Consider the following 25,185-nt stretch of genomic DNA (forward strand, 5'->3'; position numbering starts at 1 on the left):
GCTCATCCGGCTCACCGGGTGAGCCACTTGACCTCGTACCCCTTCAGGTCGAACCGCTTCCCGTCCACCTGCGCGCTGATCGTCCGGCCCAGAGTGTTGACGACGAGCACGGTCCTGTCGCTGGCGAGGACACGCACGTTGGGCGAGTCGTCCTCGGCGACGGGGACCGTCTCGTACCGGGTCCCCGGCGGGAACGCCTTCCCGAACCTCGACACCAGGTCGTACATGGGGAGTTGCCGTCCCCCGTCGGCGCTGTCGGTGGTGGTCCACAGACAGCCGGCGCAGTCGCCGCCCTTCTCGTCCTCCGGGTTCCAGTAGAAGCCGGAGCCGGCGCCGCCCTTCACCATGGCGATCATGCCGGTGGCCTGGACGGCGACCCGGTGCGGTTCGGTCCAGCCGTCGCGTTCGTCGCCGCCGTCGGCGGGCTCGACGTAGTACTCGGCCCACCACAGCGGCAGGTCGTGCGTCTGCTTCCGCACCCACTCGCCGACGTACGTCAGCTTGTCGGTCGCCGCGAACTCGTCCGGCAGCAGGTCGTCGTCGTTGGTGTAGCTGGACCCGTCGACGACCACGAAGTCGGCGCCCGCCTTGTGGGTGTTCCAGTAGTCGAAGGCGTCGATCACCCGCTGGTCCATGACGCCCCAGGGGCCCTTGAGGGTGGGTGAGGCGTTCTCGGTCTGGCGCGGGTCGAAGCTGTCCATGACGAGGTACGGCCCGCCGACCATGATGTCCTTGTCCACGGCCTTCAACGCCTTGTAGACGAGGTTGTACAGCTCGGTGTAGCCCTCGTAGTCCCAGCGGGCCTTGCCGTTGTTCCAGAAGCCCTTGAACTCGTTCCAGACGATGAAGTGCCGTACGTCCGGATAGCGCCTGGCGACGGTCGCGGCGAGGTTCGCGTAGTCCTGGTAGTGGTCGGGGGTGGGGGCGGTCTCCAGGGCGGCCTGGCTCCAGTCGGTGTTGTTCACACCGGCCCTGCCGCCCTTCATCCAGTCCGGCGAGCAGCACAGGGTGATCACCGGGGTGGCGCCCGACCGGCGCATGAAGTCGACCCGGCGGTCCAGGGCGCCGAAGTCGTAACGCCCCTTCACCGGCTCGGGGTTGTCGGCGCCCCAGCCCATGATCGCCTGGTCCTGGGGCAGCCCGCCGTCCCGGGCCAGCAGGTTCTCGACCCGGTCGGTGGCGGTGGTGCTGCCCTCGTCCGCGCTGTACTGCGTGTGGGTGAAGCCCCAGCCCACATACGGCTGGGCCGCGTCGGGCGGGGTGGCCGGGGTGCCGTGCACCTTGTCGCCGTCGCGGGTCGTGCCCGCGGTGCTGCCGCCTCCGCCGGGCAGGGTGTTGACCAGTGTCACGATCAGGGCGAGCGCGGCCACGCCCACACCGAGCAGGGCGGTGAGCCGCCACCGCCGAGCCCCCGAATTCCACTCATGACGTCCCATCAAAGACAACAGTAATGGCGGAAATCGCCCCCGGTGCAGGTATCGGCGATCGACAGCTGTGTAACAGGACCAGGGGGGCACTCCGGATACTCCGGAAGCTCGGCGCACATCCGACACTCTCCGCTCACTTCGGAAAACGGGTGCGCGGCGGGCCCCGGTGTCGGATCATGGCGGCATGTCTGCCAAGCCGCACGAGACGCTGCCGATCCGGCTCAACGTCGACGACTCCGACTCTCCGTCCGACGTCGTCGACGCGCTGTTCCTCGGCCGCTTCGCGACGGGCGAGCAGCCGTACTCGCACGCGGCCAACATCGACCGGGTGCGCACCGGGGCGACCCTGCTGCCGAAGGAGGCGCGGGTGCTGCGGGTGGCCCGCGACGACGACCGCAGCGCCACGCTCGCGGAGGGCGACGGCTGGACGCTGCTGGTCTCCCGCTGGAACCGGGGCGCGGACGTCACGGTCACCGCGACCACCGCCGAGCTGGCCGCGAAGGTGCTGAACGAGGCGACGGACGGCGCGGCGGACGAGCCCGAGCCCCAGCCGGACAACGTGACCATGGGCTTCTGGTACGTCTCCCCCAGGCGCGGCCCGCACCGCACCACCCGGCAGATCTCCGCCGGCACCTGGGACGAGGTACGCGCCAACTACACGACGCCGGTGGCGGACGCGATGGACCGCCTGATGAAGACGACACCCGAGGACATCGCCGGCCGTCTCCTGCTGCTGCACGGCCCGCCGGGCACCGGCAAGACCTCCGCCCTGCGCACGCTCGCCCGCTCCTGGCGGGACTGGTGCCAGGTGGACTGCGTCCTCGACCCCGAACGGCTCTTCTCCGACGTCGGTTATCTGATGGACATCGCGATCGGCGAGGAGGACGGCGCCGGCAAGGGCCGCTGGCGGCTGCTCCTGCTGGAGGACTGCGACGAGCTGATCCGCGGCGAGGCCAAGCACACCGCGGGCCAGGCGCTGTCGAGGCTGCTGAACCTCACCGACGGGCTGCTCGGCCAGGGCCGCAACGTCCTGGTCGGTGTCACCACCAACGAGGACCTGGAACGCCTGCACCCCGCCGTGGTCCGCCCCGGCCGCTGCCTCGCCCGTATCGAGGTGGGCGCGCTGACCCGCCCCGAGGCGGTGAACTGGCTCGGCACGGAAGAGGGCGTGGGCCGCGAGGGAGCAACCCTGGCGGAGCTGTACGCACTGCGCCGGGGCACGGCACCGACCTCGGTACCGGGCGCACGGGAGGACGCGGACGCGGGGCTGTACCTGTAGTGCTTTGATGGGGGTATGCCCCTGTTCATCGGGACCTCGGGCTGGCAGTACAAGGACTGGCGGGACGTCCTGTACCCGGCCGACGTGCCCGTGCGGCGGTGGCTGGAGGAGTACGCGGCACACTTCACGACCGTCGAGCTGAACAACGCGTTCTACCGCCTGCCGAGCCGCGAGAACTTCGCGTCCTGGCGGGACCGGGTCCCCGCGGACTTCGTGATCGCGGTGAAGGCCAGCCGCTATCTCACGCACATCAGACGCCTGAAGGATCCCGGGGAGCCGGTCGACCGCCTGATGACCCACGCGGCGGGTCTGGGCGACCGGCTGGGTCCGGTCCTGCTCCAGCTCCCACCGACCCTCAAGGCCGACCCGGCCCTGCTGGACGCCTGCCTGGCGTGCTTCCCGCGCGACACGAGGGTGGCGGTGGAATTCCGCCACGACTCCTGGTGGACGCCGGAGACCCGCGAGGTCCTGGAGTCCCGGGGCGCGGCCCTGTGCTGGTCCGACATCCGGGCCCACCCCATGACCCCGTTCTGGCGCACCACCGGCTGGGCCTACGTCCGCTTCCACGAGGGCCGGGCCACCCCCTGGCCCCGCTACGGCCGCCGCGCCCTGGAGACCTGGGCCGACCGCATCGCCACGGCGTACCCCGAGAAGGCCGACGTCTACACGTACTTCAACAACGATCAGGGCGGAGCGGCGGTGCGGGACGCGGCGGCGTTCGCGAGGGTCGCGGAGCGGGCGGGGTTGCCGGTGACACGAACACCACAGCTGACCACCAGCGGCTGATCGCCTTCCCCCGCCACTTCATTTCCCACCACCCCATCCATCTCCCTCACCGCTCCCCTCCCGGCTTCACTTCCCACCGCCCCATCCGTCTCCCTCACCGCTCCCCTCTCCCTCACCGCTCCCTGCTCTCCCGCCGCTTGAATTCTTTTCCCGCCGCGACGGCGACCAGCCGCCACGGCGCCTCTCGGCGGTGCCGAGCCCTGCTCAGCCGAAGCCCGAAACCCCCTGCCCCCTGCCCCCTACCCCCCATAGGCCGCCCGCAGGGCATCCCGCACGGCGGCCAGCGCCTCCTTCTCCCCCAACCCCAGCCGGCGCACCCGCTCCACGTACGCCTGCGCGGCCGACGACGCCTCACGTTCCGCGGCCGATCCGGCGGCAGCCACGAACGTGCCGTTGCGGCCCCGCGTCTCGATCACCCCGTCCGTCTCCAGCGCCCGGTACGCCTTGGCCACCGTGTTCACCGCCAGCCCCAGCGACTCGGCCAGCCCACGCACCGTCGGCAGCCGGTACCCCACCGGCAGCACCCCGCCACGCGCCTGCTCGGAGATCTGCGCCCTTACCTGCTCGTACGGCGGCGCGCTGTCATCGATGTGGATCTTCAGAGTCACGGCCCGATTCTCCCGTATCCGCCGGAAAATGAGAGGCATCCCGCATTCGCCTCCGCATAGCGTGCGTCCCATGACAGTGATCGTGCGCGATCTGCGCCCCGATGTCCGGTCGGACGCCGAAGGCTTCGCCCTGGTCCGGCGGCTCACTCTCCCCTACCTGCTGTTCACCCCGGAGTCCCTGGTCCACGACCTGACGCGCACCCATCCCGACGCCCGGTTCCGTCAGCTGGTCGCGGAGGAGGACGGCGAGATCATCGGCACGGCCCAGGTCGGCCTCGCCCACGAGAGCACCGAGCCGGGCCAGGGCTTCGCCAACGTGTACGTACACCCGGAGCGCACCGGACGGGGCGCCGGCGCCCTCCTCGTCCGTACGGCGGAGGCACACCTGTCGGACGCCGGCGCGACCACCTCGTACGCCTGGGTCCTGGACGCCCCGTCCCACCGCGCCTTCGCCGAGCGCCGCGGTTACACGGCCAGCCGCGCCGCCCACTTCCTCCGCCTCGACCTCGCGCACGGCACACTCCCCCCGCTCCGGACTCCCCCGCCCGGCGTCGAACTCCGCTCCGCCGCCGACTTCTCCGACGACCCGCGTCCGCTCTTCGCCCTCGACGCGGAGACGACGCTGGACGAACCGAGCGACATCGACACCGAGTTCGCCGACTACGAGGCCTGGCTGGACAGTACCTGGCGGCATCCCCTGTTCAGCCGGCAGCTGACCTCGGTCGTCCTGGTCGACGGCCGCCCCGCGGCGTTCAGCGCGGCGCGCACCGACGGCGGCACCCGGTACGGCACCGTCATGACCGGCACGGCCCGGGCCTTCCGCGGCCGGGGTCTGGCCAAGCTCGCCAAGAACGACTCCCTGCACCGCGCCCGCGCCGCCGGCTGCACGGAGGCGTTCACGGGCAACGACAGCGGCAACGGCCCGATGCTGGCGATCAACAAGTGGTTCGGGTACGACATCTGCGCGACGGAGGTCAGGTATGTCCGCGAACTCGGCTGAGCCGCTTGCCACGGTGGACGTCGTCCTGGTCAAGGCGGGCCGGACAAAGATCCGTTACCCCGCCGAGCTGCTGCACGACGACGGCACCCGGATCGCCGTACGCGCGCCGTGGGCCGGTGACACGCCCCGCGACTTCGGCTTCGTCCGTTTCGAACAGGGCGATGTCTTCACCGAGTTCTACTGGCGCGACCGCTGGTACGCGGTCAAGGAGGTCCGCGCCGCCGACGGCACGCTGAAGGGCTGGTACTGCGACATCACCCGCCCGGCGACGCTCACCGGCGGTGAACTGGTCGTCGAGGACCTCGACCTGGACCTGTGGCGGTCCGCCGACGGCACGGACGTACGCCGGCTGGACGAGGACGAGTTCGCCGAGAGCGGGCTGGCGGATCGTGACCCGGCCGCCGCCACGGCCGCGGTGACGGCACTCGACACGCTGGAGGCCCTGGCCCGCGAAGGCGGTTTCGACGCCCTGCTGTCCTGACGCCCCCTGCCGGCCGTCACACCGTCGCTGACACCCCCTGCTGGCCGTCACACCGTCGCCACCACCGCGTACCGCTCGTCGCTCACCGCCTTGCCCCACAGCACCGCCTGCGCCGACAGCGGCTCCACGCGCACGTCCGCGGCGAGCGGCGCCAGGAGGGCGGTGAGCCGCTCGGCGGGTATGCCGACCGGGGCCACGGTCCCCCACACCCCCTCCACCAGCACGAACCGCCCTCCGGGACGCAGCAGGCCGCGCCAGTGCCGCAGCACGCGCGCGGGGTCGGGCAGCGCCCACAGCACATGCCGTACGAGCACGGTGTCGAAGAGCCGCTCGCCCACCGGTGGTGCCGTCGCGTCGCCGAGCAGGAACACCGCGTCACGGCCGGCGAGCTTGGCGCGGGCCCGCTCCACCATCGCCGGCGAGCTGTCGACCCCGGTGACGTGATGGCCCTGCTCGGCGGCGAGGAGGGCCAGGCTGCCGGTGCCGCAGCCGAGATCCACGAGATCGGCGGGGCGTCCGGGCAGCCAGGTCCGGAGCCGCTCCGCCCAGGCCGCGCGCACCTCGGGCGGCCCCAGCCCATGATCCGGCTCGGCGTCGAAGGTGGCGGCCTGCGCATCCCAGTCGACACTCACCGCAACTGTCCGATCACTCTCGTTCGTCATGCCCCCAGCGTGACACCCACCACTGACACTCGGTCCGTGTGACAGCGACCACTGACAGACCGGCACCGATGAGGAACTCTCGCCGAAAGGGTCTACCTCCGTGACACCACGGAACTCGGTAGGCACTGAAGGAGGCAGCCATGCGCCGCGCAACCGTGCAGAAGCCCCTGAAGAAGACGGACCGCCGCCGGATCCGCGAGGAGGCCGACGAGCGCCCCGCCGGACGCCCGGAGGTGCGGAAGGACATCGCACGCACCTGGTGGCCGGACGGCTGACCGCGCCCGTCCCCGCCCCCTTCAGCCCAGCCGCTTGCGGTAGTGGACGCGGTCGTACGGCCCGTCCACGCGCCGCCCGACGACTTCATAGCCGTACCTCGGGTAGAGCTCCTGGTTCTCCCACATCAGCGCGTTGGTGTAGAGCCTGACCTCGGACAGGCCGAGTGCACGCGCGCGTGCGTCCACGAACTCCAGCAGCCGCCGCCCCACCCCCTGGCCACGCGCGTCGGGGTGGACGGCGATGCTGTCGAGGAACAGATGGTCGTCGTGGACCTCGATGACGACGAGCCCGATCACCGGCTCCCCGACGACGAACACCCGGCCCGCGGCCACATTCGCCATGTGGTCCGCCTCCATGGGCTGCGGCACCACCCCTATGCGGGCGATGTAGTGGTGGTACGCCATGTCTGTCACGGCCTTCACGGCCGGTACGTCGGCGGCCCGGGCGGGCCGGATCTCGTCGTTCGTCATGGCGGAAACGCTAGCTACCTCAGCACAGCCTGAGCACTCCCTTAAGACGACCATAAGGATCTCCTTCGCCCCCTCCCAGCAGGCGATTTCACGGTTTCTTGGGGCTAGCTTTCTGATCGCCCCCCACGGGATCCAGCCCGACCGGATCCTGCCCGGCGGGACCGAGCCCGCCCCGAGGACCGTTCCGAGGACCGTTCCGAGGAGTTCCCGCATGTTCGCAGCACGCCGCAGGGCCGCCGTCGCCGGCGCACTCTTCCTGTCCGCACGGCGGCGGGCGCACCGGCGCTGATCCCTCATGACTCCGGGGCCTGACCGGCGGCTCAGGCCGGACAGGCCCCGGCGGCGTTCAGTTGGGCGGGCCGCTCAGCTGAACGCCGACGCGCAGCTGGTGGCGGTGGCGTGTGCCGGGTCGAGCGCGTTGGCCACCTCGTGGAAGGCGATCCGGTCGAAGAGCCCGATCGCCACGTGCTCGGAGAGGTCGAGCGAGCACAGGTTCTGGAGCAGCACGTTGTGGACGTCGGAGCCGCTCAGGTACTGGCTCTGCCAGGGGGTGGCCACCTCGTCGTACTTGGTGGCGATGACCGTGTAGTGCACGCCGGGGACGGTGTCGCCGCCCGCGTTGAGCTTGGCGAGGAAGGCGGAGTCGGGGATCTGGTCGGCGAGTCCGGGGGTACTGGCCTTGATCAGGTCCGCGGCGCCGGGGAAGTACGGCAACAGGTTGGTGAGGCCGCTGATGGTGGCGCCGTGGTTGTCGGGGGCGAGGCCGACGAGGGCGTTCACCTTGGCGGCGCCGCCGAGGAACCTGAGGTAGTAGCGGGGCATCATGCCGCCCTGGGAGTGGCCGACGAGGTCGGCCTTGGCGGCACCGGTCGCGCTCAGCACCTTGTCGACGTAGGTGGAGAGTTGCTCTGCCGACTTGTCGATGGGGCCGAGGCCGTAGAAGAGCGGGACGCCGGACAGCTGGCCGTAGTCGAGGGAGAAGACGCAGTAGCCGCGGTCCTCCAGATACGGGGCGAGGGAGAGCCAGTTGTCGACGGAGTTGCCCAGCGTGCCGTGGACCAGGATCACGGGGCGGGGGTGGGCGGCGGAGGGGCGGCAGGAGTAGTCGTTCCAGCCGCTGCTGGGGGCGCTCGACGCGTGGGCGGTGGCGGCGGGGACGGTGGCGACGGCGGCGGCGAAGAGCAGTGCGGTCAGGGGTCTGAGCACTCGTTTCCAGGGCAGCATCGTGTGATCTCCTTGCGGCTCAAGGGAGTTGCGACGGCCTTACGCCCTGTGATCCGGATCACGAGGATGCTGTTCACCCATCAAGTTACGGACGAGTAGTGCAAGCGTGAAGTTACGCGTCGGTAAAACTTCCGAGTAACCGGTCGCGCGCCATGCACCTGATGGGATGTCACCAGCCGGGCCTGTGGGGACCATAGGGTGCGATACGCGCCAAACCCTCGCGCAACACGCGCACTTCACCCTCCCCCAGCGCGTCACTCCAGTCCCGCACGACCTCGACGGCCACCTCCTCCGCCACCCCTTGCGTACGACTTCGTCGACAAGCCGACCTGCCGCCCGCTCGGCCACCCCGAGGTGCGCGGCGGGCTCGGCGACGGTCACCCCGAGATGCGCAGCGCGCCCGGCATGACGGCCATCCCGAGATACGCGAGCCCGGTGACGGTCACCCCGCCCGGGGCGAGCCGCGCGAAGGCGGAGTCGCGGGCGGGCGCGAGCCCCTCGAAGCCGCGGGCGACGACCCCTCGCGATGCGCCGGCGCCGCCTTCGGGGGCCAGCCGGCACCACCGCCGTAACAGAAAGCGTCGATATAGCTACAAGCGGCCACCATCCGGCCACCTGGAGTCCCAACCGCCCCGGCGGGAGGGAGGGGTGACGGAGCGGCACCTCCCCTCTCGCCGCCCACGCCACCAAAGAATCGTTTACGCGTTCGATTCCAGTCGCCTACCTGGGCTGATGAGGTTAGAGTAATCGAACGAGCGTACGATGAATATGTCGGGCGTACTACCGAAAAGGGGTGGAGTGATGGAGGTGCGGCATGACGGGCTTCGCCCATCTGCACGTCGCGTCCGGTTACTCCGTCCGCTACGGCGCCTCCCACCCCGAGCAGCTCGTCCGACGGGCGGCCGAGCGGGGCATGCCGGCGCTCGCACTCACCGACCGGGACACGGTCACCGGGGCCGTGCGGTTCGCGCAGGCCTGCGCGAAGGACGGGGTCCGGCCGGTCTTCGGCATCGACCTGGCGGTGGCGGCCCTGGCGCCCCCGCCACCCGCCCAGCGCCGCCGCACCCCGGCGCGCGGTGGCGCGCACGTCATGGAGCCGCCGCTGCGGTTCGCGCTGCTCGCACAGAACCGGGAGGGCTGGGCGCGGCTGTGCCGCATCACCTCGGCCGCCCATGTCGGTGCCGTGTCCGGTACACCGCCGGTGGTGCCGTGGCAGGCGCTGCGCGAGTACGGCGGCCCGGGCCTGACCGTGCTGCTCGGGCCGCTCTCGGAGCCGGTGCGGGCGCTGTCGGTGGGCCGGGAGGACGTGGCGATGAGGTTGCTGGCGCCCTGGACGGAGATCTTCGGGAGGGATGTTCGATTGGAAGCCGTCGCGCAGAAACGTTCCGGCACCGGTCCGGGGTCCCTGCGCCTGGCCGCCCGCACCCTCGCGCTGGCCGACCGCACCGGCGCCACCGCGGTGCTCTCCAACGCCGTCCGCTACGCCGACCCCGACCAGCACCGCCTCGCCGACGTCCTGGACGCGGCCCGGCTGCTCAGACCGATCGACCGGCGCCGGCTGGACAGCGGACAGCGCTGGCTCAAGGACGAGCGAGGAATGGAGACCGTCGCGCGAATGATCGTCGAATGCGCCGGAGGAGACATCCGCCGGGCCCGCCGGCTCCTGGCGGACACCGCGGACACCGCGACCGCGTGCACCGTGGATCCGGTGTCCGACCTCGGGCTCGGCGCTCGGCACTTCCCGGAACCGTCGCTCTTCGGCGCCGAGCCCCGAGCGGGCGGAGCCGCACAGCTGCTGCGCGGGCAGTGCGAGGCCGGCCTGGCCGGGCGCGGCCTCGACCGCGACCGTACGGCGCTCGACCGGTTGGACGAAGAGCTCGAGGTGATCTCCGAGCTGGGCTACGACTCGTACTTCCTCGCCGTGGCCCAGGTCGTCGCCGACATCCGGGCCAAGGGCATCCGGGTCGCCGCCCGCGGCTCCGGTGCCGGCTCGCTGGTCTGCCACGCCCTGGACATCGCCACCGCCAACCCGCTCGACCACCGCCTCCTGTTCGAACGCTTCCTGAGCACGCGCCGGGCGTCCCTGCCCGACATCGACATCGACGTGGAGTCCGCCCGCCGCCTGGAGTGCTACGACACGATCTTCGAACGGTTCGGCAAGGAGCGGGTGGCGGTCACCGCCATGCCCGAGACCTACCGGGCGCGCAGGGCGCTCAGGGACACCGGCCTCGCGCTCGGCATCGCGCCGGCCGAGATCGACCGGATCGCCAAGAGCTTCCCGCACCTGCGCGCCTCCGACATCACCGGCGCCCTCGCCGAACTGCCCGAGCTAAGGCAGCTGGCGGCCGAGGCACACCGCTACGGCCCCCTGTGGGAGCTGGCCGAAGGCCTCGACTCCCTGGTCCACGGCATGGCCATGCACCCCTGTGGCGTGGTCATCAGTGACGCCACCCTCCTGGACCGGCTGCCCGTGCAGCCCACCCCGCAGGGCGACTACCCCATGGCCATGGCCGCGAAGGAGGAGATCGAGGCGCTCGGCAACATCAAACTCGACGTCCTGGGCGTGCGCATGCAGTCCGCGATGGCCCACGCCGTCACCGAGATCGAACGCACCACCGGCAACCACATCGACCTCGACAACCCCCGGCAGGTGCCGCTCGACGACGTCTTCGCGTTCAAGCTCATCCAGGCCAGCCAGACCCTGGGCCTGTTCCAGCTGGAGTCCCCCGGCCAGCAGGACCTGCTCTCCCGGCTCCAGCCCCGCGACGTCCAGGACGTCATCGCCGACATCAGCCTCTTCCGTCCCGGGCCGGTCGCCGGCGGCATGCCCGAGCGGTACATCGCCGCCCGCCACGGCGGCACACCCGACTACGCCCACCCGGACCTCGAACCGGTGCTCGCCGACACCTACGGCGTGACCATCTGGCACGAGCAGATCATCGAGACGCTCTCGGTGCTGACCGGCTGCGACCGGGCCTTCGCGGAGATCACCCGGCGGGCGCTCGGCGACAAGGAGCAGCTGCCCAGGATCAGGGACTGGTTCCACGAACGGGCCCGCGCGCGTGGCTACGGCGCGGCCGTCCGGGACGAGGTCTGGAGGACCGTCGAGGCCTTCGGGGCGTACGGCTTCTGCCGGGCCCACGCGGTCGCCTTCGCCGTACCCGCTCTGCAGAGCGCCTGGCTCAAGGCGCACTATCCGGCGTTCCTGCTGGCCGGCCTTCTCGAACACGACCCCGGGATGTGGCCCAAGCGGGTCCTCGTCTCCGACGCCCGTCGCCGTGGGGTCCCCGTCCTGCCCGTCGACGTCAACCGCTCTCGGGTCCGGCACACCGTGGAGAAGGCCGACGGGGACCAGTGGGGTGTACGTCTCGCCCTCTCCGCGGTGCACGGCATCAGCGAGGAGGAGTGTGCGCGGATCGAGGAGGGGCAGCCGTACGGATCGCTGTCGGACTTCTGGCAGCGGGCACACCCCAGCAGACCCGTCGCCGAACGCCTCGCCGAGATCGGTGCCCTGAACGGTCTCCACGACGGCCGCCTCACCCGGCGCGATCTGCTGCTCCAGATCGCCGAGTTGCACCGGCAGTCCCGCAACCGTTCCGCGCACGAGGGCCAACTGCCCATCACCGCGGACGCCGTCGGCGGAGCCGAGCCGAGCGGTCTGCCGGAGATGACCGGCCGTGAGGCGCTGAGCGCGGAGCTGAACACCCTCGGCATCGACATCTCCCGGCACCTGATGGAGCACCACCACCGGCTGCTGCGCGAGATCGGCGCGACCGACGCGACCCATCTGGCCGGACTGCGCGCCGGACAGCAGGTGCTGGTCGCAGGGGTACGGGCCTCCACCCAGACCCCGCCGATCGCGAGCGGCAAGCGGATCATCTTCGTCACCCTGGAGGACGGCTCCGGCCTGGTCGACCTGGCCTTCTTCGAGGACTCCCACCCGGCCTGCGCGCACACCGTCTTCCACAGCGGACTGCTCCTGGTCCGCGGCACGGTCCAGGTGCGCGGCACCCGCCGTACCGTCGTCGGCACCATGGCCTGGGACCTGGACGAGATCGCCGCCGCCCGCCGCGACAACGGCCCCGAAGCCGCCCTCGCCCTCCTCGGCGCGAGCCGCCCGCACCCGACCCCGGCCCAGCCGCACCGCACCCTGACCGACGGCACCGCGGGCGCCCGCCTGCACCCCTACGCCGACCTCCAGCCCGCCGGCACCCGCTCGGCCGACCTGAAGAAGTTCGGCCACCGAAGCCCCGGGAGCGCGGGATGAGCGAGGTGACCACACGGCAGCGGCACATCGTCCACCTCCACCTGCACGCCTCACTGAATGAGGCTCAGTACGCCGATATAATCGAACTGGTGTCCGGAATCACGCCCCACGTCCAGGCCGTCCCGCCCAACGCCGTACAACTGGACCTGACTTCGGCGCTCCGGTATTTCGACCTGTCTCCCTACGACATGGTCCAGACGACGATGATGAGGCTGAAGGCGCTCTACGGCATCGACAGCAGCGCAGGGCTCGCGGGCAACCGCATGCTGGCCGCCATGGCGGCCGACGCGTCCGCGCCGGGAGACACCACCTGGGTCCCCACCGGCCGTGTGACCGACTGGCTGTATCCGCGGCCGGTCACCGCGCTGCCCGGCGTCGGCCGCGCCATGGCGGAAACGCTCAGCAGATACGGCCTGCACACCATCGGCCAGATCACCGACCTGCCCCCGGCGACCCTGCAACGGCTCCTCGGTGCGGGTCCCGCCCGGCTGCTGGCCGAACGCGCCCGCGGCCGGGACCCTCGCCCGGTCGTCCCCGCGGAACCGGCGGAACACCTGATCGCCGACCTCGTACTGGAGCGGGACTGCCTCGACCCGGCCCAGCACCACCGCGCCGTGCTGGGACTCGCCGACCGGATCGGCCAACGCCTGCGCGGCGAGCGCCAGGTCGCCGGCCGGCTCACCCTCACCATGCGATACGCCGACCGCAGCTCCAGCACCCGCACGCGCACCCTGCCGGAACCCACCAACCACTCGCCCGCCCTTGCCGCGGCTGCCCTGGGTCTGCTGACCGCCCTGGGGCTGCAGCGAGCGCGAGTCCGTGCCTTCGCGATCCGTGCCGATGACTTGCTGCCGGCCGACAGCGCCTACCGCCAGCTCTCCCTGGATCCCAGCGATGCCCGCGCCCACGCAGCGGAAGCCGCCGCGGACCGCGCCCGGCGGCGTTTCGGCCCGGAGGCTGTACGCCCCGCAGCTCTGGCGAACTGACCGCTTGCGCCAAGAACCCCTTGTCCCTGGCGTTCCCGTGAGTGCCCTGGGGTGTATTCCCGGGTGGGCATTTGACCGGGCGCTGGGTGGTTGGGTTCTGCGGGCCCAGTTCCCGACGATCTCTTCCGAGGCGCCGAAACTGTAGATGTCGGCCGTGTCCCAGAAGGTGATCCCGAGGTCGAGTGCCTGCCGGAGGAACGGTGCGGCAGCGTCGTGGCCGAGGGCCCGCTTCTCCCGGGATCCGTCGCCGAAACCCATGGTGCCCAGGGCGATGCGGCCGATGCCGAGGCCCGAGGACCCCGGACGTGTCTATTGCATGGCCTCGTCTTTCCGGAGCGTGTCGCGTCGGCGGTCAGCGATCAGCGATCAGCGGTCGACGCTGGCCATGTTCGCCTCGTCGTGGCGTTCGCCCGAGGCCGGCGTGAGGTTGTTCAGGCGGTCGAGCTGAGCGGCGCTGAGCTCGATGCCGTCGGCGGCGGTGTTCTCCTCGACGCGCGAGACCCGCCGGGTGCCGGGGATGGGGGCGATGTCGTCGCCGCGGGTCAGCAGCCATGCCAGCGCGGTCTGGGCCGGGGTGGCGCCGATCTCGGCGCCGATGGCCTGCACTTCGTCGACGATGCGCAGGTTGCGCTGGAAGTTCTCACCGGTGAAACGAGGGTTGGTCTTGCGCCAGTCGTCATCGGGGAAATCGGCGACGGTGCGGATCTGGCCGGTCAGCAGGCCGTGCCCGAGCGGCGAGTAGGGAACGAACCCGATGCCCAGCGCACGCAGCAGCGGGAGGATCTCGTCCTCGACGTCGCGGGTCCACAGGGAGTATTCGGTCTGCAGCGCGGCCACCGGATGCACGGCGTGTGCCCGGCGGATCGTCTCGGGGCCGGCCTCGGACAGCCCGATGTGACGCACCTTGCCCTCGGCGACCAGCTCGGCCAACGCACCGATGGTCTCCTCGATGGGAGTGCTGCGGTCGACGCGGTGCTGGTAGTAGAGATCGATGCGGTCGGTGCCGAGCCGCTTGAGCGAGCCTTCGACCGCGGCCTTCACGTTCGCGGGGCTGCTGTCGACGACGCCGGGGCCGCCACCGGCGTGGGAGACGAGACCGAACTTCGTCGCCACGACGACGTCGTCGCGCCGGCCCTTGATGGCCTCGCCCACGATTTCCTCACTGTGGAAGGGGCCGTAGATCTCGGCGGTGTCGATGTGGGTGACTCCGAGGTCCAGCGCCCGGTGGATGGTGCGGATCGACTCGGTGTCATCGAGTGCTCCGCCCGTCGTGTAGGTGCCGGCCATGGTCATGGCTCCCAGGCCGATCCGAGAGACATCGAGTCCGCCCAGAGAGATGTGCTTCATCACAGAACTCCGCTTATCAGTTTCGTTGCGGGAAAACTCGGGCGGTTATTTTTGAGACGCTGCCGCCTCGTTTTTGCCCGGTCGCGCATTCAGCGTCACATGCTCAGAGACCTCCGCAAAGGGGAGGGTTCCTTACCGGGAATGAATGTTCCAGGTAGAGATCTCTACCCCCCAGCCGTGCTGTGCCGGAGCGGATCCGGCAGTACCGTGGCGCGCATGAGCAGGGACGCACACCTCAACGAGCTGGGGGATTTCCTCAAGGCCCGCCGTGCCGAGCTGAGCCCCCAATCCATGGGGCTGCCCGTCAACGGGACCCTGCGCCGGGTCCCGGGCCTGCGCCGGGAGGAGGTGGCGCTGCTGGCGGCGATCAGCACCGAGTACTACACCCGCCTGGAACAAGGCCGTATAGAGGCCTCCACCCCGGTCCTGATGACCCTGGCCCGGGTGCTGCGCCTGGACGACGACCAGCGCGACTACCTGCTCGGACTGGCCGGGAAGGAAAGCGCACGGCCACGTCGGCGCCCGGCACAGAACGTCCGTCCGCAGATGCGACGGCTCCTCGACAATCTCATCGACACCCCCGCTCTCGTCCTCGGCCGACGCATGGACATCCTCGCCTGGAATCCCCTCGCCGCGGCCCTGATGACGGACTTCTCACAGATCCCGGAAAAGCAGCGTAATTCTGCGCGGCTGGTATTCACCGATCCCGCGATGAGAAAGCTGTACACGGACTGGGAAGAAGTCGCCCGTACCACCGTCGCTTTTCTGCGCATGGAAGCCGCTGACAACCCGGATGACCCCCAGCTCAATGAACTCGTCGAGGAGCTCTCCGCGCAGGATCCGCAGTTCCGCGAGTGGTGGGCCGCTCACGACGTGGCCCACCACGCCATGGGCACCAAGGCCTTCCACCACCCGGTGGCCGGTGACCTCACCCTCGACTGGGAAACCCTCGCCTGCCCCACCGACCCCGACCAGCAGCTCACCGTCCTGACCGCGGAACCCGGTACTCCCTCGCACGAGGCTCTGCGCTTCCTCGCGTCCTGGGCCACCGCCCACCGGTCCAGCGCGCCCACCGTCGGCTGACTCCGGCCCATCCGGTCGAGGCGGCCAGGTCGGTCGTCACGCGGCTGTTCGTGCGGCCGGTGAAAGAGCACCCGGCGCGGGGCGGTGCATGGGCCCGGTACCGCGGGACAGGGGCAGGCCGGTGCCCTGGCGTGCGTGGACGATGATCTCGGGGCCGCCGTACCGCCGGTGGATGATCGCCCGCATCTCACCCTCCGGGCAGGACCAGGGGCTGGTCGAGGAGGATCGTGTGGTGGAAGATGCGCCAGACTCCGTCGACCCTGCGCAGTCGCGGCCGGTAGTAGCCCGACTCGATCGGGGTGATCGTGCCCTGTGCGCCGGACGCTCCCGCGGGCCAGCCCTCGGCCGGACGCTCGTGCCCCTGGATGTTGAAGACGACGAACTGGGCGTCGAGCGTCGCCTCGTCGCCGTCGACCTCGATGATGTGGTCGTGGGTCGTGTGGTGGCTCCACCCGCGCGGCGGGTGCGGGGCCATCAGCCCGGCGACGGCCTTGCCGATGGTCTCGGCCCCGGTGAGCTCGGCGAGCTTCTCCCGGGTACCGCCGTTGTTGTAGTAGCTCTCGGCCACGGCGTCCGCCACGAACAGCGCCGACATCGCCGTGCCGTCGCGGTGGTCGACCGCTCGCACATACCGGGCCAGCACCTGGGCCACCGCGCGCTCGTCGTCCATCTTCTCTCCTCTTGACTTCTTGTCGGTCCGAGAACGAGCCCAGCGTGCCGCCTGGTCGACGGGGAGAGCGATGCAGACTTCGGCGCGGATCATTACCCTGGAGGTATGGATCGCCTTGAGGTTCGGCAGCTCGAATACTTCGTCGCGGTAGCCGAGGAACTGCACTTCAGCCGAGCCGCCGAACAGCTGGGCATCGCGCCCCCGCCGCTGTCCCGGGCCATCGCGCAGTTGGAGCGGCGCCTGGGCGTCACGCTGTTCGAACGGACAAGCCGACGCGTCGACCTCACCTCCGCGGGCCAGGTCCTCCTGGTCGAGTCCCGCAACGCATTGCAGGCAAATGGCCCTGCTGTGTGCGACCGAGGACCCCCTCGGTCTTGAGAGCAGCGACATCGGCGAGGAGTACCCGGTCGCGCTGCTGCCCGCGAACCATCCCCTCGCCGGGCTCCCGGACATCTCCCTGGCTCGTCTGCGCAGCGATCCCGCCTACGCCCCCGAGCCCCCCGCGACCGGCCTGGACGAACTCACCGACCGCGTCGCACTCGGACGGCTCGTGGTCGTCGTGGGCCACAGCGTGACGGACCGGCTCGGCTCCGCCGTGGTCGGGATTCCCGTCACCGACCTGCCCCCCACCGACCTCCGGCTCGCCTGGCCGGCGGAGTCGCGCGACCGCCGGATCGCGAACCTCCTCGACCTGGCGAACAGCATCGTGCCGTCGGCGCCGCCGCACCCCACCGCCGAGACCACCGTCACCCCCGCCGCCGGCTGACGGCCGTCACCCACAGCGGTCCTTCCTCCTTGCCGGGCACGTGACCCGCCGGCGGCGCGAACCGGCGGTGCACGGCCGATGGCTACGGGCGGCGGCGGTCCGGGGGCGGGAGGATCTGTTCGGCCCATACGGTCTTGCCGTCGGGCGTATGGCGGACGCCCCAGTTCTGTGCGAGCTGGGCGACGATGAACAGGCCGCGCCCCCCTTCGTCGGCGGTCTTCGCATGGCGCAGCCGCGGCGCGAGGGAGTTGCTGTCGTGGACTTCGCAGGTGAGGGTGCGGTCCTTGATGAGCTGCAGCCGGGCGGGCGGGGCGCCGTAGCGGACCGCGTTGGTGACCAGTTCGCTGACGATCATTTCGGTGGTGTAGGCGGTCTCCTCGTCGACGCTCCACCGCACGAGCTGGTGGCGGGCCTGGCTGCGGGCCGTGGCGACGGCCTTGGGGTGGTGGCCGAGATGCCAGGTGGCGACCTGGTCGGCGGGGAAGCGGTGGGCGCGGGCGAGGAGAAGGATGATGTCACTGTTCCGGCTGTCGTTCCGCAGCCGGTAGAGCACGTCGTCGCACAGGTCCTGCAGTGGCCGCCCGGGGTGGGCCAGCACCCGTCGCAGGGTGTCCGGGGCCGGTGAGGCGTGCAGCAGGGCCGCGGTGTAGAAGGCGAGGACGCTGCCGTCGGCGACGGAGACCGTGGTGGCGGCGAAGGGCGGGCCCGCGGCGCTGCCCAGGGGAGGTCCGCTCGGCATGTCCAGGAGCTCGGTGGTCCCGTCGGGATGGGCGATGACGGGTGGGGGATGCCCGGCCAGGGCGACGGTGCAGGTCTGGGCGAACGGGTCGTGGACCGCGTACAGACAGCTTCCCGTCAGGGGCAGGGGGTCACCGGGCGGCAGCGCCACGCGTTCCTCGGCGAGGCTGACGGCGGTGTCGTTGAGGCGGGCGAGGAGTTCGTCGGGCTCCAGGTCGAGAGCGGCCAGGGAGTGGACGGCGGTGCGCATCTGTCCCATCGTGATGGCCGCGTGGATGCCTTCGCCTGCGACTTCGCCGACCACCATTGCGGTGCGGGCGCCGGACAGGGCGAAGGTGTCGAACCCGCCGCCCCCGCCCGCCTCGGACGGCACATGCAGGTATGCGGTCTCGACGGTGCTCCGCGGCGCGGGCTGGGGTGGCAGCAGGTGCCGCTGGACCGTCAGGGCGATGGTGTGTTCGCGGGTGTAGCGGCGGGCGTTGTCGATGCACAGCGCGGTGTGAGCGGCCACTTCGAGGGCGAGGGTGACATCGCCCTGGTCGTAGACGTCGGCGTGGTCGGTGCGGTACAGGCTCAGCAGTCCCAGCACGGTTCCGCGCACGGTCAGGGGTGCCGTGATGAGGAGGCGGGCACCGGAGGCGCGGATGGCCCTGGCGCGTGGCGGGTCGGCCGCCAGCCAGGGCGTGTCGGGGGTCAGGGTGACGAGGCGGGGCTTGAGGTCGCTGAGCGTCTGGGCGTAGGGCGTGGGGAAGGGCAGGGCCCGTACGTCGCCCACCGGGTGTGCCTGGATCTGCTCCTCGCCGCCGCTGTGACGGTAGGCGGCACGGCGCAGCGGCACCTCCGGTCCCAGCGGGCTCAGCGGAGGTTCCTCGCCGCGTATCACGGCGTCCACCACTTCCACCACGACGATGTCGGCGAGGTCCGGCACCACGGCCTGGGCCAGCTCCTCGCAGGTGGCGACCACGTCGAGGGTCCGTCCCACGTGCTCGCGCACGGAGCCGAGGACCCGCATGCGGAGACCGACCCTTTCGCACTCGGTGACATCGAGCATCTCCGTGAGCACGCCCCAGGCCCTCCCCTGTGCGTCCTCCAGACGGGACGCCGAGACGGAGAACAGGTACTCCGGCCCCGGTGTGCCCTTCCGCCGCACCCCCACGAGTCGCCCCCGTACCGGCTTGCCGCTCTCCAGCACGCTGAGCAGCATCGCCTCCACCTCACTGGGTGCGGAAAGGTCGTACACGTCGGTGATGTACCGGCCCACGATCCGGTCGTGGGGCGCTCCGTGCAGATCCGGTCTGGTGAGGCTGAGCCGCAGGATGCGCAGCTCCGTGTCCAGGATCAGCAGGCCGGTAGGCGACTGGTGGAACAGGGCTTCCAGCACTGCGGCACCCTTGCCCAGCGAGACGGCTTCGTTGTGCGCCACGGCAACCCACCTCCCTAGTCCAGCCTGCACCGAGCCCCGATGAGCCGCTCCCTCGCCCGGCTATCGCGTCGTGCGCACGACAAGGCCGTACCGGCTCGCGCCCCCTCCGGCTCGCGCCCCCTCCGGCTCGCGCCCCCTCCGGCTCGCGCCCCCTCCGGCTCGCGCCGCCCGGCGCGCGACACGGAGATGCCCCGCCCCTCGGACCGGGGCGGGGCATCTCGGGGATTCGGCGCGGGTCAGCCGATCTGGGTGCCGGTGGCCGACAGCGCCTCCGTCACCGGCTGGAAGAACGTCTCCCCGCCGGAGGTGCAGTCGCCGCTGCCGCCCGAGGTCAGGCCGATCGCGTTGCTGCCCGAGAAGAGCGAGCCGCCACTGTCGCCCGGCTCCGCGCACACGTCGGTCTGGATGAGCCCGCTCACCGTGCCCTCCGAGTAGTTCACGGTGGCGTTGAGCCCGGTGACCGTGCCGTCGTGGACCTGGGTGGTGGAGCCGCTGCGGGTCACCTTCATGCCCACGGTCGCCTCGGCCGCGCCCGTGATCTTCTGGGTGGAGCCGTCGTAGAGGTCGACCTCGCTCGGGTGGTCCACCTCGGAGGTGTACTTGACCAGACCGAAGTCGTTGCCCGGGAAGCTGGACTGGGCGTTCTGGCCGATCACGTTGCCGGAGGAGTCCGACCAACTGGAGATGGCGTCGGTGCAGTGCCCGGCGGTCAGGAAGTACGGCTCGCCGCCCTTGACCACGTTGAAGCCGAGCGAGCAGCGCCCGCCCGATCCGCTGATCGCGTCACCACCGGCGATGAAGGGCTTGAACTCCCCCTTCGAGTGCCGCAGTTCGACCTTCTCCCCGAGTCCGTCGACGACCTTGGTGAGCTTGCTCAGCGCGGTCCCGGCGACCGTCTTGTCGGCGGTGACGACGACCTTGTTGGTGACCGGGTCGGTCGCCCACGAGGTACCGGGGATGGTGGCGTCCTGCTTCAGCGTGGTCCGTGCGCCGTCGAGTTCGGCGAGGGAGTTGGCGACGAGTCTCGCCTTGGCCCCGGCGGCCTCGACGGTCCGCGCGGCGGTGTCGTCGAGCACGTTGACGACGAGGCTCTTCGCCTTGGCGTCGTAGTACGTGCCGGCCGCGTCGGTGCCGAGGTCGGCGACGAGCGTCGAGGCGAGCTTTCCGGCCGCCGGCACGGACAGGATCTGCGGTCCGGCGGTCTTGGTGGGCTCACTGGCGTTCGCACTCTGGAAGGTCACTCCGGCGGCGACGAGCGCGGCTATCCCCGCGCCCGCCAGGGCCGCCCGGCGCCTGGGTATGCGTCGGTGCTTCAACTCATGTCCTCCTGTGGGGGGTCGGCCCGAAAGGTTGTGGGGACCTCGGGGCCGGAAGGCTGGTTGACGGGCGCCTACTATTCCGACACCCACAGGGAGCACACAAGGTCGACTTCAGGACTCGCGTGCGCGGATGTTGTGCGCCCCCTGTGCCCGGGCCGTTCACAGTCACCCCTGGAGGATTCGCACTGCAAACACTACGGGCGAGTAACCTTCGGCGGAGAGTAACCCTTACCGCTGGCCGGAATTCGCCCCTCCAGGCTCGCCCGGCTCACCTTTGGCCCCGTTCACCGGGGACCCGTCCGCCGCGGGCGGCAGTTGCTGCTGGGCCCGCTCCAGGAACCGCAGCAGTTCCACCGGGAACGGCAGCACCAGGGTCGAGTTCTTCTCGGCGGCGACCGCCACCACCGTCTGCAGCAGCCGCAGTTGGAGCGCGGCGGGCTGCTCGGACATCTCCTTGGCCGCTTCCGCGAGCTTCTTGGAGGCCTGGAGTTCGGCGTCGGCGTTGATGACCCGGGCCCGGCGCTCCCGGTCGGCCTCGGCCTGCCGGGCCATCGACCGCTTCATGGTCTCGGGCAGCGAGACGTCCTTGATCTCGACGCGGTCGATGGTGACGCCCCACTCCACGGCCGGGCTGTCGATCATCAACTCAAGGCCCTGGTTGAGCTTTTCGCGGTTCGACAGCAGGTCGTCCAGCTCGCTCTTGCCGATGATGGACCGCAGCGAGGTCTGTGCCATCTGCGAGACCGCGAACCGGTAGTCCTCGACCCGGACGATCGCCTCGGCGGCCCCGGTCACCTTGAAGTAGACGACCGCGTCGACCCGTACGGTCACGTTGTCCCGGGTGATGCCCTCCTGCGCGGGCACGGGCATTGTGACGATCTGCATGTTGACCTTCTGGAGCCGGTCCACGAACGGGACGATCATGGTGAACCCGGGCTCGCGCACCTCCGGTCGCAGCCGGCCCAGGCGGAACACCACGCCTCGCTCGTACTGTCTGACGACCCGTGCCGCGGCCAGTGCGTAGACCGCTCCGACGGACACGAGAGCGGCTCCGGCCGCCACCAGCGCCTCGACCATGCCGGCCCCCAGGGGGTGACTCCAATGGTCCTTCGACGGTAACTCCGGCACCCCGTCAAAGGGGAGCCCCCGCACGCCGGTTGCGTACGGGGGTCCACTGGGAGAACGGATCCGGGAGGATCGTCAGCCGACGCTCACGCCGTAGTAGCTCAGCGCCTCGGTGACCGGCTGGAAGAAGGTCGTACCGCCGGAGGTGCAGTCGCCGCTGCCGCCGGAGGTCAGACCGTAGGCGACGGAACCGCCGTAGAGCGGGCCGCCGCTGTCGCCGCCCTCGGCGCAGACCGTGGTCTGGATCATGCCGTAGACGATGTCACCGCTGCCATAGTTGACGGTGGCGTTGAGCGCGGTGACCCGGCCGCTGTGGGTGCCGGTGGTCGAACCGCGGCGGTACACCGTCGTCCCGACGGACGGGGTGGCCGCGCTGGAGATGGTCTGGCTGCCGACCGCGCTCGGGTGCGCGATCGAGGTGTTGGTGTAGCGGACCAGCGCGAAGTCGTTGGTCGGGAAGCTGTAGCTGACGTTGGTGCCCAGGACCGTGGTGTGGCCGGAGTTGCTGTACCAGGTCGAGGCCACCTCGCCGCAGTGTCCGGCGGTCAGGAAGTAGTACGTGCTGCCGCTGTGCACGTTGAAGCCGAGCGAGCAGCGGTAGGCGCCGCCGTAGATGGCGTCACCGCCGGTGATCAGCTTCTTGAAGGTGCCGGGGGTGCGCTTGACGGTGATCGCGCCGGCGTCGGCGCCCGCCTGCTGCTTGATCTTGGCGATCTCGGCGGCGGAGACCGTGGAGTCGGCGGTGACGACGACACGGTTGGTCTTGCTGTCGACGGCCCAGGCGGTGCCGGGGACGTCCGCCTTCAGAACGGAGCTGTTCACGGCCTTCAGTTCGTTCGCGCTGAAGGTGTGGACGGGACTCGCGCTCGCGGTGGGGACGGCGAACGCTGCCGCGGCCAGGAAACCGGTGCCCACGGCGATCAGCCGGGTCCGTCTCGTGATACCGCTGCGGGGGGTCGTGCGCTTGATCCTCACTTTTCGTTCCCTCCCAGGGGAATCAGGGGGCCCGCGTGGGGTCGGGGCCCGTGAGGCGCAGCCAGGGACGACGTCCGGGTTCCGGACACGCAATGCCCCTGACAAGCGCTGAGGGGGAGTATTCGGGCGAACGACCGGTACCCGCAAGAGTGCCTTTCGGCCGTGCGACTGTGTTCGAACCATGCCGACTTTGTGCGATCTCGTCGCGGTCCGGGCGAGTTGACTCCCGGTCACAATTCCCGCGAAACCCTCAGGCCACTGTGCGCTCCCCCGCCTCGACCGCGAGGCCCAGCCTGTTCCCCGGCGGCGGGAAGGGGCAGATGAAGTGGTCCGCGAAGGCGCAGGGCGGCAGCTGCGCCTGGTTGAAGTCGACGGTGGTGGAGCCGTCGGCGCCCGGGGCGGCCGAATAGAGGAACCTGAAACGGTAGCTGCCGGCCCCGCTGGAGGCGTCGGCGAACACCGCCCACAGCCGGCCGTCGGCCTGCTCGGCGACCTGGAGCGTCAGGTCCTCGCCCGCCAGGGTGAAGGCGAGTTCCCCGGCGAGCACGAGCGCGCGTTCCACTCCGTCCGCGGTGTCGACGCGGACGGTGCGCCGGTCGCCGTCGTACGGCGTGAAGCGGCCCGGCACCGACCAGCGCGGGTCGTAGGGGGTGGCGTCGATACCGAGGAAGGTGCGGCGGGCCGGCGCGGCCGGGTCGTAGTCCCGTACGCCCCAGACGCCTTCGCGGACCAGCACGACCAGCCGGCGCTCGCCGCGGGTGACCCGGGCCGACGGTTCGCGGTCGGCGGCGAGCCGGACCGCGCCGGCGAAGGGCTCGCCGTCCAGGGCCAGGCCGTCGGCCGCGGTCGCGGTGAGCAGCACGGTGTCGCCGTCCACCGCCCAGGTGCCGGGGACTCCGGGGAGCCGGCCGTCCGGGTGGTCCTCGATCCAGTGGGTGCCGGTCAGCGCGAGCGGCCCGTAGGGGGCCGACACGGTCTCCACGCGGTGTTCGTGCCAGCGCTTCCAGTCGTCGTTCGCGTCCTCGGTCATACGATCAGCCCTTCCCCTGCTCTCGGCATGGTCCACCTCGTGTCTCTCCTCCGCGCTCAACCCGTCCACAACAGCCGGGAGCCCCTGGTTGTTTCAGGGCGCCGCGAACTGGCCGGCGGGCCGGGCCAGGCCCAGGTGCTCGCGCAGGGTGCTGCCCGGATAGAAGGTGCGGAACAGCCCGCGGTGCTGGAGCAGCGCCACGGTGCCGTTGACCAGCCGTTCCAGATCGCGGCGCGGTTCGGCGGGGACCAGGTGGAAGCCGTCGGCGGCGCCCTCGCCGTGCCAGCCGGCGATCAGCTCCGCGAGGTCCACCGGACCGCCCCGGTACAGCGGCCCCTGCACGGTCTGCCGGGGCCCGCCGCCACCGTGCCCCGGCTCGGCCGCGCGCTCCCCGTCCCCCAGATCCACCAGCAGGCTCACCAGCACCCGCAGCGCGTCCGGCTCCCGCCCGGACTCCTGTGCCCGGCTCCGTAGTTCATCGCGTGCGTCGGCGGCCTGCGCGGAGCTCGCGGCCCGCACCAGGACGACATCGGCGTACCGGGCCGCGGTCCGCCGGGCGGCCCCCTCGGTGGCGTCGGCCACCCGGACCGGATGCCCGGGCGAGGGCGCCGGCGCGTCGCTCCACCAGCCGGCCCGGCCCCGGCTGACCTGGTCGAGGTGGGCGAGCGCGGTCTGCGGGGCGGTCACCAGCGGCACCAGCCCGATCCGCCGGGTGGCCGGGGCCACCTGCGACAGCACGGCGAGCGGGTCGGTCTCCGCCCACCCGAACCGGCCGTCGAGCGTGACGAAGTCAAGGCCTCCGCTCTCGGCGAGCCGCACCAGCTCGACATAGTGCTCCGCGTCGAACACGCCGACCTGGTCCACGGCGGCGGCCAGGTGCAGCAGCCCCCGGCCGTACGAGCCGGTCATGACAAGCCATCCTCTCCGCACATCACAGCGCCTCGGAAGGAAACGCCCTGGTCCGCTCCTCCCGCGGAGCGTCCGGCACCTCCGTCGGGGGTCCGGTTTCCGCGACCCGTTCGCCGGCCACGAAGACAACGGTGTCGGCGACCTCCCGGGCGAACCCGGTCCCGTGCGTCACGGCGATCACGACCTCGGCTCGTCGACCAGATGGGCGTCCTGGAACACGAACCCGATCCGGGTCCGCTGCTTCAGCACCTCCCGCTCGGGCGGGCCGAATCTCTTGCGCACGGAGCTGATGTCGACCGTGACGCTCATGGAGTGAGTCCCTCCGGAGAAGTGG

25 protein-coding genes and 2 pseudogenes are annotated in these 25,185 nt (G+C 71.0%); 10 read left to right on the plus strand and 17 right to left on the minus strand.

Annotated elements, in window-relative coordinates; genetic code table 11:
- Positions 1-11: 11 nt before the first annotated feature.
- On the minus strand, positions 12-1,436 hold the full coding sequence (locus tag ABZ642_RS30565) for a xylan 1,4-beta-xylosidase (protein WP_360489671.1): 1,425 nt from the start codon (positions 1,434-1,436) through the stop codon (positions 12-14).
- A 175-nt stretch (positions 1,437-1,611) separates the two neighbouring features.
- Here ABZ642_RS30565 and ABZ642_RS30570 point away from each other — a divergent pair, with 175 nt between their 5' ends.
- Together ABZ642_RS30570 and ABZ642_RS30575 are read left to right on the plus strand one after the other, a co-directional pair.
- Positions 1,612-2,706 (plus strand): DUF5925 domain-containing protein, encoded by a 1,095-nt coding sequence (locus ABZ642_RS30570; protein ID WP_360489672.1) that lies wholly within the window; start codon positions 1,612-1,614, stop codon positions 2,704-2,706.
- Between the two features lie 15 nt (positions 2,707-2,721).
- Positions 2,722-3,492, plus strand: a complete 771-nt coding sequence (locus tag ABZ642_RS30575) for a DUF72 domain-containing protein (RefSeq protein ID WP_360489673.1) — start codon at positions 2,722-2,724, stop codon at positions 3,490-3,492.
- A gap of 239 nt (positions 3,493-3,731) precedes the next feature.
- On the opposite strand, the gene ABZ642_RS30580 is transcribed toward ABZ642_RS30575, so the two are convergent.
- Entirely contained in the window at positions 3,732-4,100 is a 369-nt protein-coding gene (locus tag ABZ642_RS30580) for a GntR family transcriptional regulator (RefSeq protein WP_360489674.1), read from the minus strand.
- A 70-nt stretch (positions 4,101-4,170) separates the two neighbouring features.
- Here ABZ642_RS30580 and ABZ642_RS30585 point away from each other — a divergent pair, with 70 nt between their 5' ends.
- Together ABZ642_RS30585 and ABZ642_RS30590 are read left to right on the plus strand one after the other, a co-directional pair.
- Positions 4,171-5,100: a GNAT family N-acetyltransferase gene (locus ABZ642_RS30585; protein ID WP_360489675.1), complete on the plus strand. Its 930-nt coding sequence runs from the start codon at positions 4,171-4,173 to the stop codon at positions 5,098-5,100.
- A complete protein-coding gene (locus ABZ642_RS30590) occupies positions 5,081-5,581 on the plus strand; it encodes a DUF402 domain-containing protein (protein ID WP_360489676.1) in 501 nt (166 codons plus the stop codon). The genes ABZ642_RS30585 and ABZ642_RS30590 overlap by 20 nt, the downstream gene beginning before the upstream one ends.
- A gap of 47 nt (positions 5,582-5,628) precedes the next feature.
- Here ABZ642_RS30590 and ABZ642_RS30595 read toward each other — a convergent pair whose 3' ends face one another.
- On the minus strand, positions 5,629-6,243 hold the full coding sequence (locus ABZ642_RS30595) for a methyltransferase domain-containing protein (protein ID WP_360489677.1): 615 nt from the start codon (positions 6,241-6,243) through the stop codon (positions 5,629-5,631).
- 140 nt (positions 6,244-6,383) lie between these two features.
- Here ABZ642_RS30595 and ABZ642_RS30600 point away from each other — a divergent pair, with 140 nt between their 5' ends.
- Positions 6,384-6,518, plus strand: a complete 135-nt coding sequence (locus ABZ642_RS30600; RefSeq protein WP_360489678.1) for a hypothetical protein — start codon at positions 6,384-6,386, stop codon at positions 6,516-6,518.
- A gap of 21 nt (positions 6,519-6,539) precedes the next feature.
- Here the strand turns inward: ABZ642_RS30600 and ABZ642_RS30605 are convergent, their stop codons facing one another.
- The 3 genes and pseudogenes from ABZ642_RS30605 to ABZ642_RS30615 all read right to left on the minus strand — a co-directional run.
- On the minus strand, positions 6,540-6,989 hold the full coding sequence (locus ABZ642_RS30605) for an N-acetyltransferase (RefSeq protein WP_360489679.1): 450 nt from the start codon (positions 6,987-6,989) through the stop codon (positions 6,540-6,542).
- A gap of 363 nt (positions 6,990-7,352) precedes the next feature.
- Positions 7,353-8,213: an alpha/beta fold hydrolase gene (locus ABZ642_RS30610; protein ID WP_360489680.1), complete on the minus strand. Its 861-nt coding sequence runs from the start codon at positions 8,211-8,213 to the stop codon at positions 7,353-7,355.
- A 169-nt stretch (positions 8,214-8,382) separates the two neighbouring features.
- Positions 8,383-8,597: pseudogene (locus ABZ642_RS30615) on the minus strand (MarR family transcriptional regulator); the annotation flags it as partial.
- 430 nt (positions 8,598-9,027) lie between these two features.
- On the opposite strand from ABZ642_RS30615, the gene dnaE reads away from it, so the two are divergent.
- Together dnaE and ABZ642_RS30625 are read left to right on the plus strand one after the other, a co-directional pair.
- Positions 9,028-12,480, plus strand: coding sequence for a DNA polymerase III subunit alpha (gene dnaE / locus ABZ642_RS30620; RefSeq protein WP_360489681.1), 3,453 nt, complete (start codon positions 9,028-9,030; stop codon positions 12,478-12,480).
- A gap of 5 nt (positions 12,481-12,485) precedes the next feature.
- Positions 12,486-13,466, plus strand: coding sequence for an ImpB/MucB/SamB family protein (locus ABZ642_RS30625; RefSeq protein WP_360489777.1), 981 nt, complete (start codon positions 12,486-12,488; stop codon positions 13,464-13,466).
- A gap of 99 nt (positions 13,467-13,565) precedes the next feature.
- Here the strand turns inward: ABZ642_RS30625 and ABZ642_RS30630 are convergent.
- Positions 13,566-13,748, minus strand: a pseudogene (locus ABZ642_RS30630) (aldo/keto reductase); the annotation flags it as partial.
- Positions 13,749-13,832: 84 nt separating this feature from the next.
- Positions 13,833-14,813, minus strand: a complete 981-nt coding sequence (locus ABZ642_RS30635) for an aldo/keto reductase (protein WP_360489682.1) — start codon at positions 14,811-14,813, stop codon at positions 13,833-13,835.
- A gap of 216 nt (positions 14,814-15,029) precedes the next feature.
- Here ABZ642_RS30635 and ABZ642_RS30640 point away from each other — a divergent pair, with 216 nt between their 5' ends.
- Positions 15,030-15,896, plus strand: coding sequence for a helix-turn-helix transcriptional regulator (locus tag ABZ642_RS30640; RefSeq protein ID WP_360489683.1), 867 nt, complete (start codon positions 15,030-15,032; stop codon positions 15,894-15,896).
- A 187-nt stretch (positions 15,897-16,083) separates the two neighbouring features.
- Here the strand turns inward: ABZ642_RS30640 and ABZ642_RS30645 are convergent, their stop codons facing one another.
- The gene (locus ABZ642_RS30645; protein ID WP_360489684.1) at positions 16,084-16,566 is read right to left on the minus strand and encodes a nuclear transport factor 2 family protein; all 483 of its coding nucleotides are present in this window, start codon (positions 16,564-16,566) and stop codon (positions 16,084-16,086) included.
- Positions 16,567-16,671: 105 nt separating this feature from the next.
- Here ABZ642_RS30645 and ABZ642_RS30650 point away from each other — a divergent pair, with 105 nt between their 5' ends.
- Together ABZ642_RS30650 and ABZ642_RS30655 are read left to right on the plus strand one after the other, a co-directional pair.
- Positions 16,672-16,944 carry a LysR family transcriptional regulator gene (locus ABZ642_RS30650; RefSeq protein WP_360489685.1) on the plus strand — a complete coding sequence of 91 codons (273 nt, stop codon included), beginning with the start codon at positions 16,672-16,674 and terminating at the stop codon, positions 16,942-16,944.
- Positions 16,904-17,332 (plus strand): hypothetical protein, encoded by a 429-nt coding sequence (locus ABZ642_RS30655; RefSeq protein WP_360489686.1) that lies wholly within the window; start codon positions 16,904-16,906, stop codon positions 17,330-17,332. Before ABZ642_RS30650 ends, ABZ642_RS30655 begins: the two co-directional genes overlap by 41 nt.
- Positions 17,333-17,414: 82 nt before the next feature.
- On the opposite strand, the gene ABZ642_RS30660 is transcribed toward ABZ642_RS30655, so the two are convergent.
- The 8 genes from ABZ642_RS30660 to ABZ642_RS30695 form a co-directional block, all read right to left on the minus strand.
- Complete coding sequence (locus tag ABZ642_RS30660; RefSeq protein WP_360489687.1) at positions 17,415-19,493, minus strand: SpoIIE family protein phosphatase; 2,079 nt, start codon at positions 19,491-19,493, stop codon at positions 17,415-17,417.
- A gap of 236 nt (positions 19,494-19,729) precedes the next feature.
- Entirely contained in the window at positions 19,730-20,809 is a 1,080-nt protein-coding gene (locus ABZ642_RS30665) for a S1 family peptidase (protein ID WP_360489688.1), read from the minus strand.
- A gap of 231 nt (positions 20,810-21,040) precedes the next feature.
- Positions 21,041-21,889: a slipin family protein gene (locus ABZ642_RS30670; RefSeq protein ID WP_360489689.1), complete on the minus strand. Its 849-nt coding sequence runs from the start codon at positions 21,887-21,889 to the stop codon at positions 21,041-21,043.
- Between the two features lie 123 nt (positions 21,890-22,012).
- Positions 22,013-22,912, minus strand: a complete 900-nt coding sequence (locus tag ABZ642_RS30675) for a S1 family peptidase (RefSeq protein WP_360489690.1) — start codon at positions 22,910-22,912, stop codon at positions 22,013-22,015.
- Positions 22,913-23,162: 250 nt separating this feature from the next.
- Positions 23,163-23,942, minus strand: coding sequence for a DUF1684 domain-containing protein (locus ABZ642_RS30680; RefSeq protein WP_360489691.1), 780 nt, complete (start codon positions 23,940-23,942; stop codon positions 23,163-23,165).
- 93 nt (positions 23,943-24,035) lie between these two features.
- The gene (locus tag ABZ642_RS30685; RefSeq protein ID WP_360489692.1) at positions 24,036-24,851 is read right to left on the minus strand and encodes an LLM class flavin-dependent oxidoreductase; all 816 of its coding nucleotides are present in this window, start codon (positions 24,849-24,851) and stop codon (positions 24,036-24,038) included.
- A 22-nt stretch (positions 24,852-24,873) separates the two neighbouring features.
- Positions 24,874-25,032, minus strand: coding sequence for an amino acid ABC transporter ATP-binding protein (locus ABZ642_RS30690; protein ID WP_360489693.1), 159 nt, complete (start codon positions 25,030-25,032; stop codon positions 24,874-24,876).
- Positions 25,029-25,160, minus strand: coding sequence for a hypothetical protein (locus tag ABZ642_RS30695; RefSeq protein ID WP_360489694.1), 132 nt, complete (start codon positions 25,158-25,160; stop codon positions 25,029-25,031). Before ABZ642_RS30695 ends, ABZ642_RS30690 begins: the two co-directional genes overlap by 4 nt.
- Between the last annotated feature and the right edge of the window lie 25 nt (positions 25,161-25,185).

This window comes from Streptomyces sp. NPDC007157, assembly GCF_040634235.1.
GTDB lineage: Bacteria > Actinomycetota > Actinomycetes > Streptomycetales > Streptomycetaceae > Streptomyces.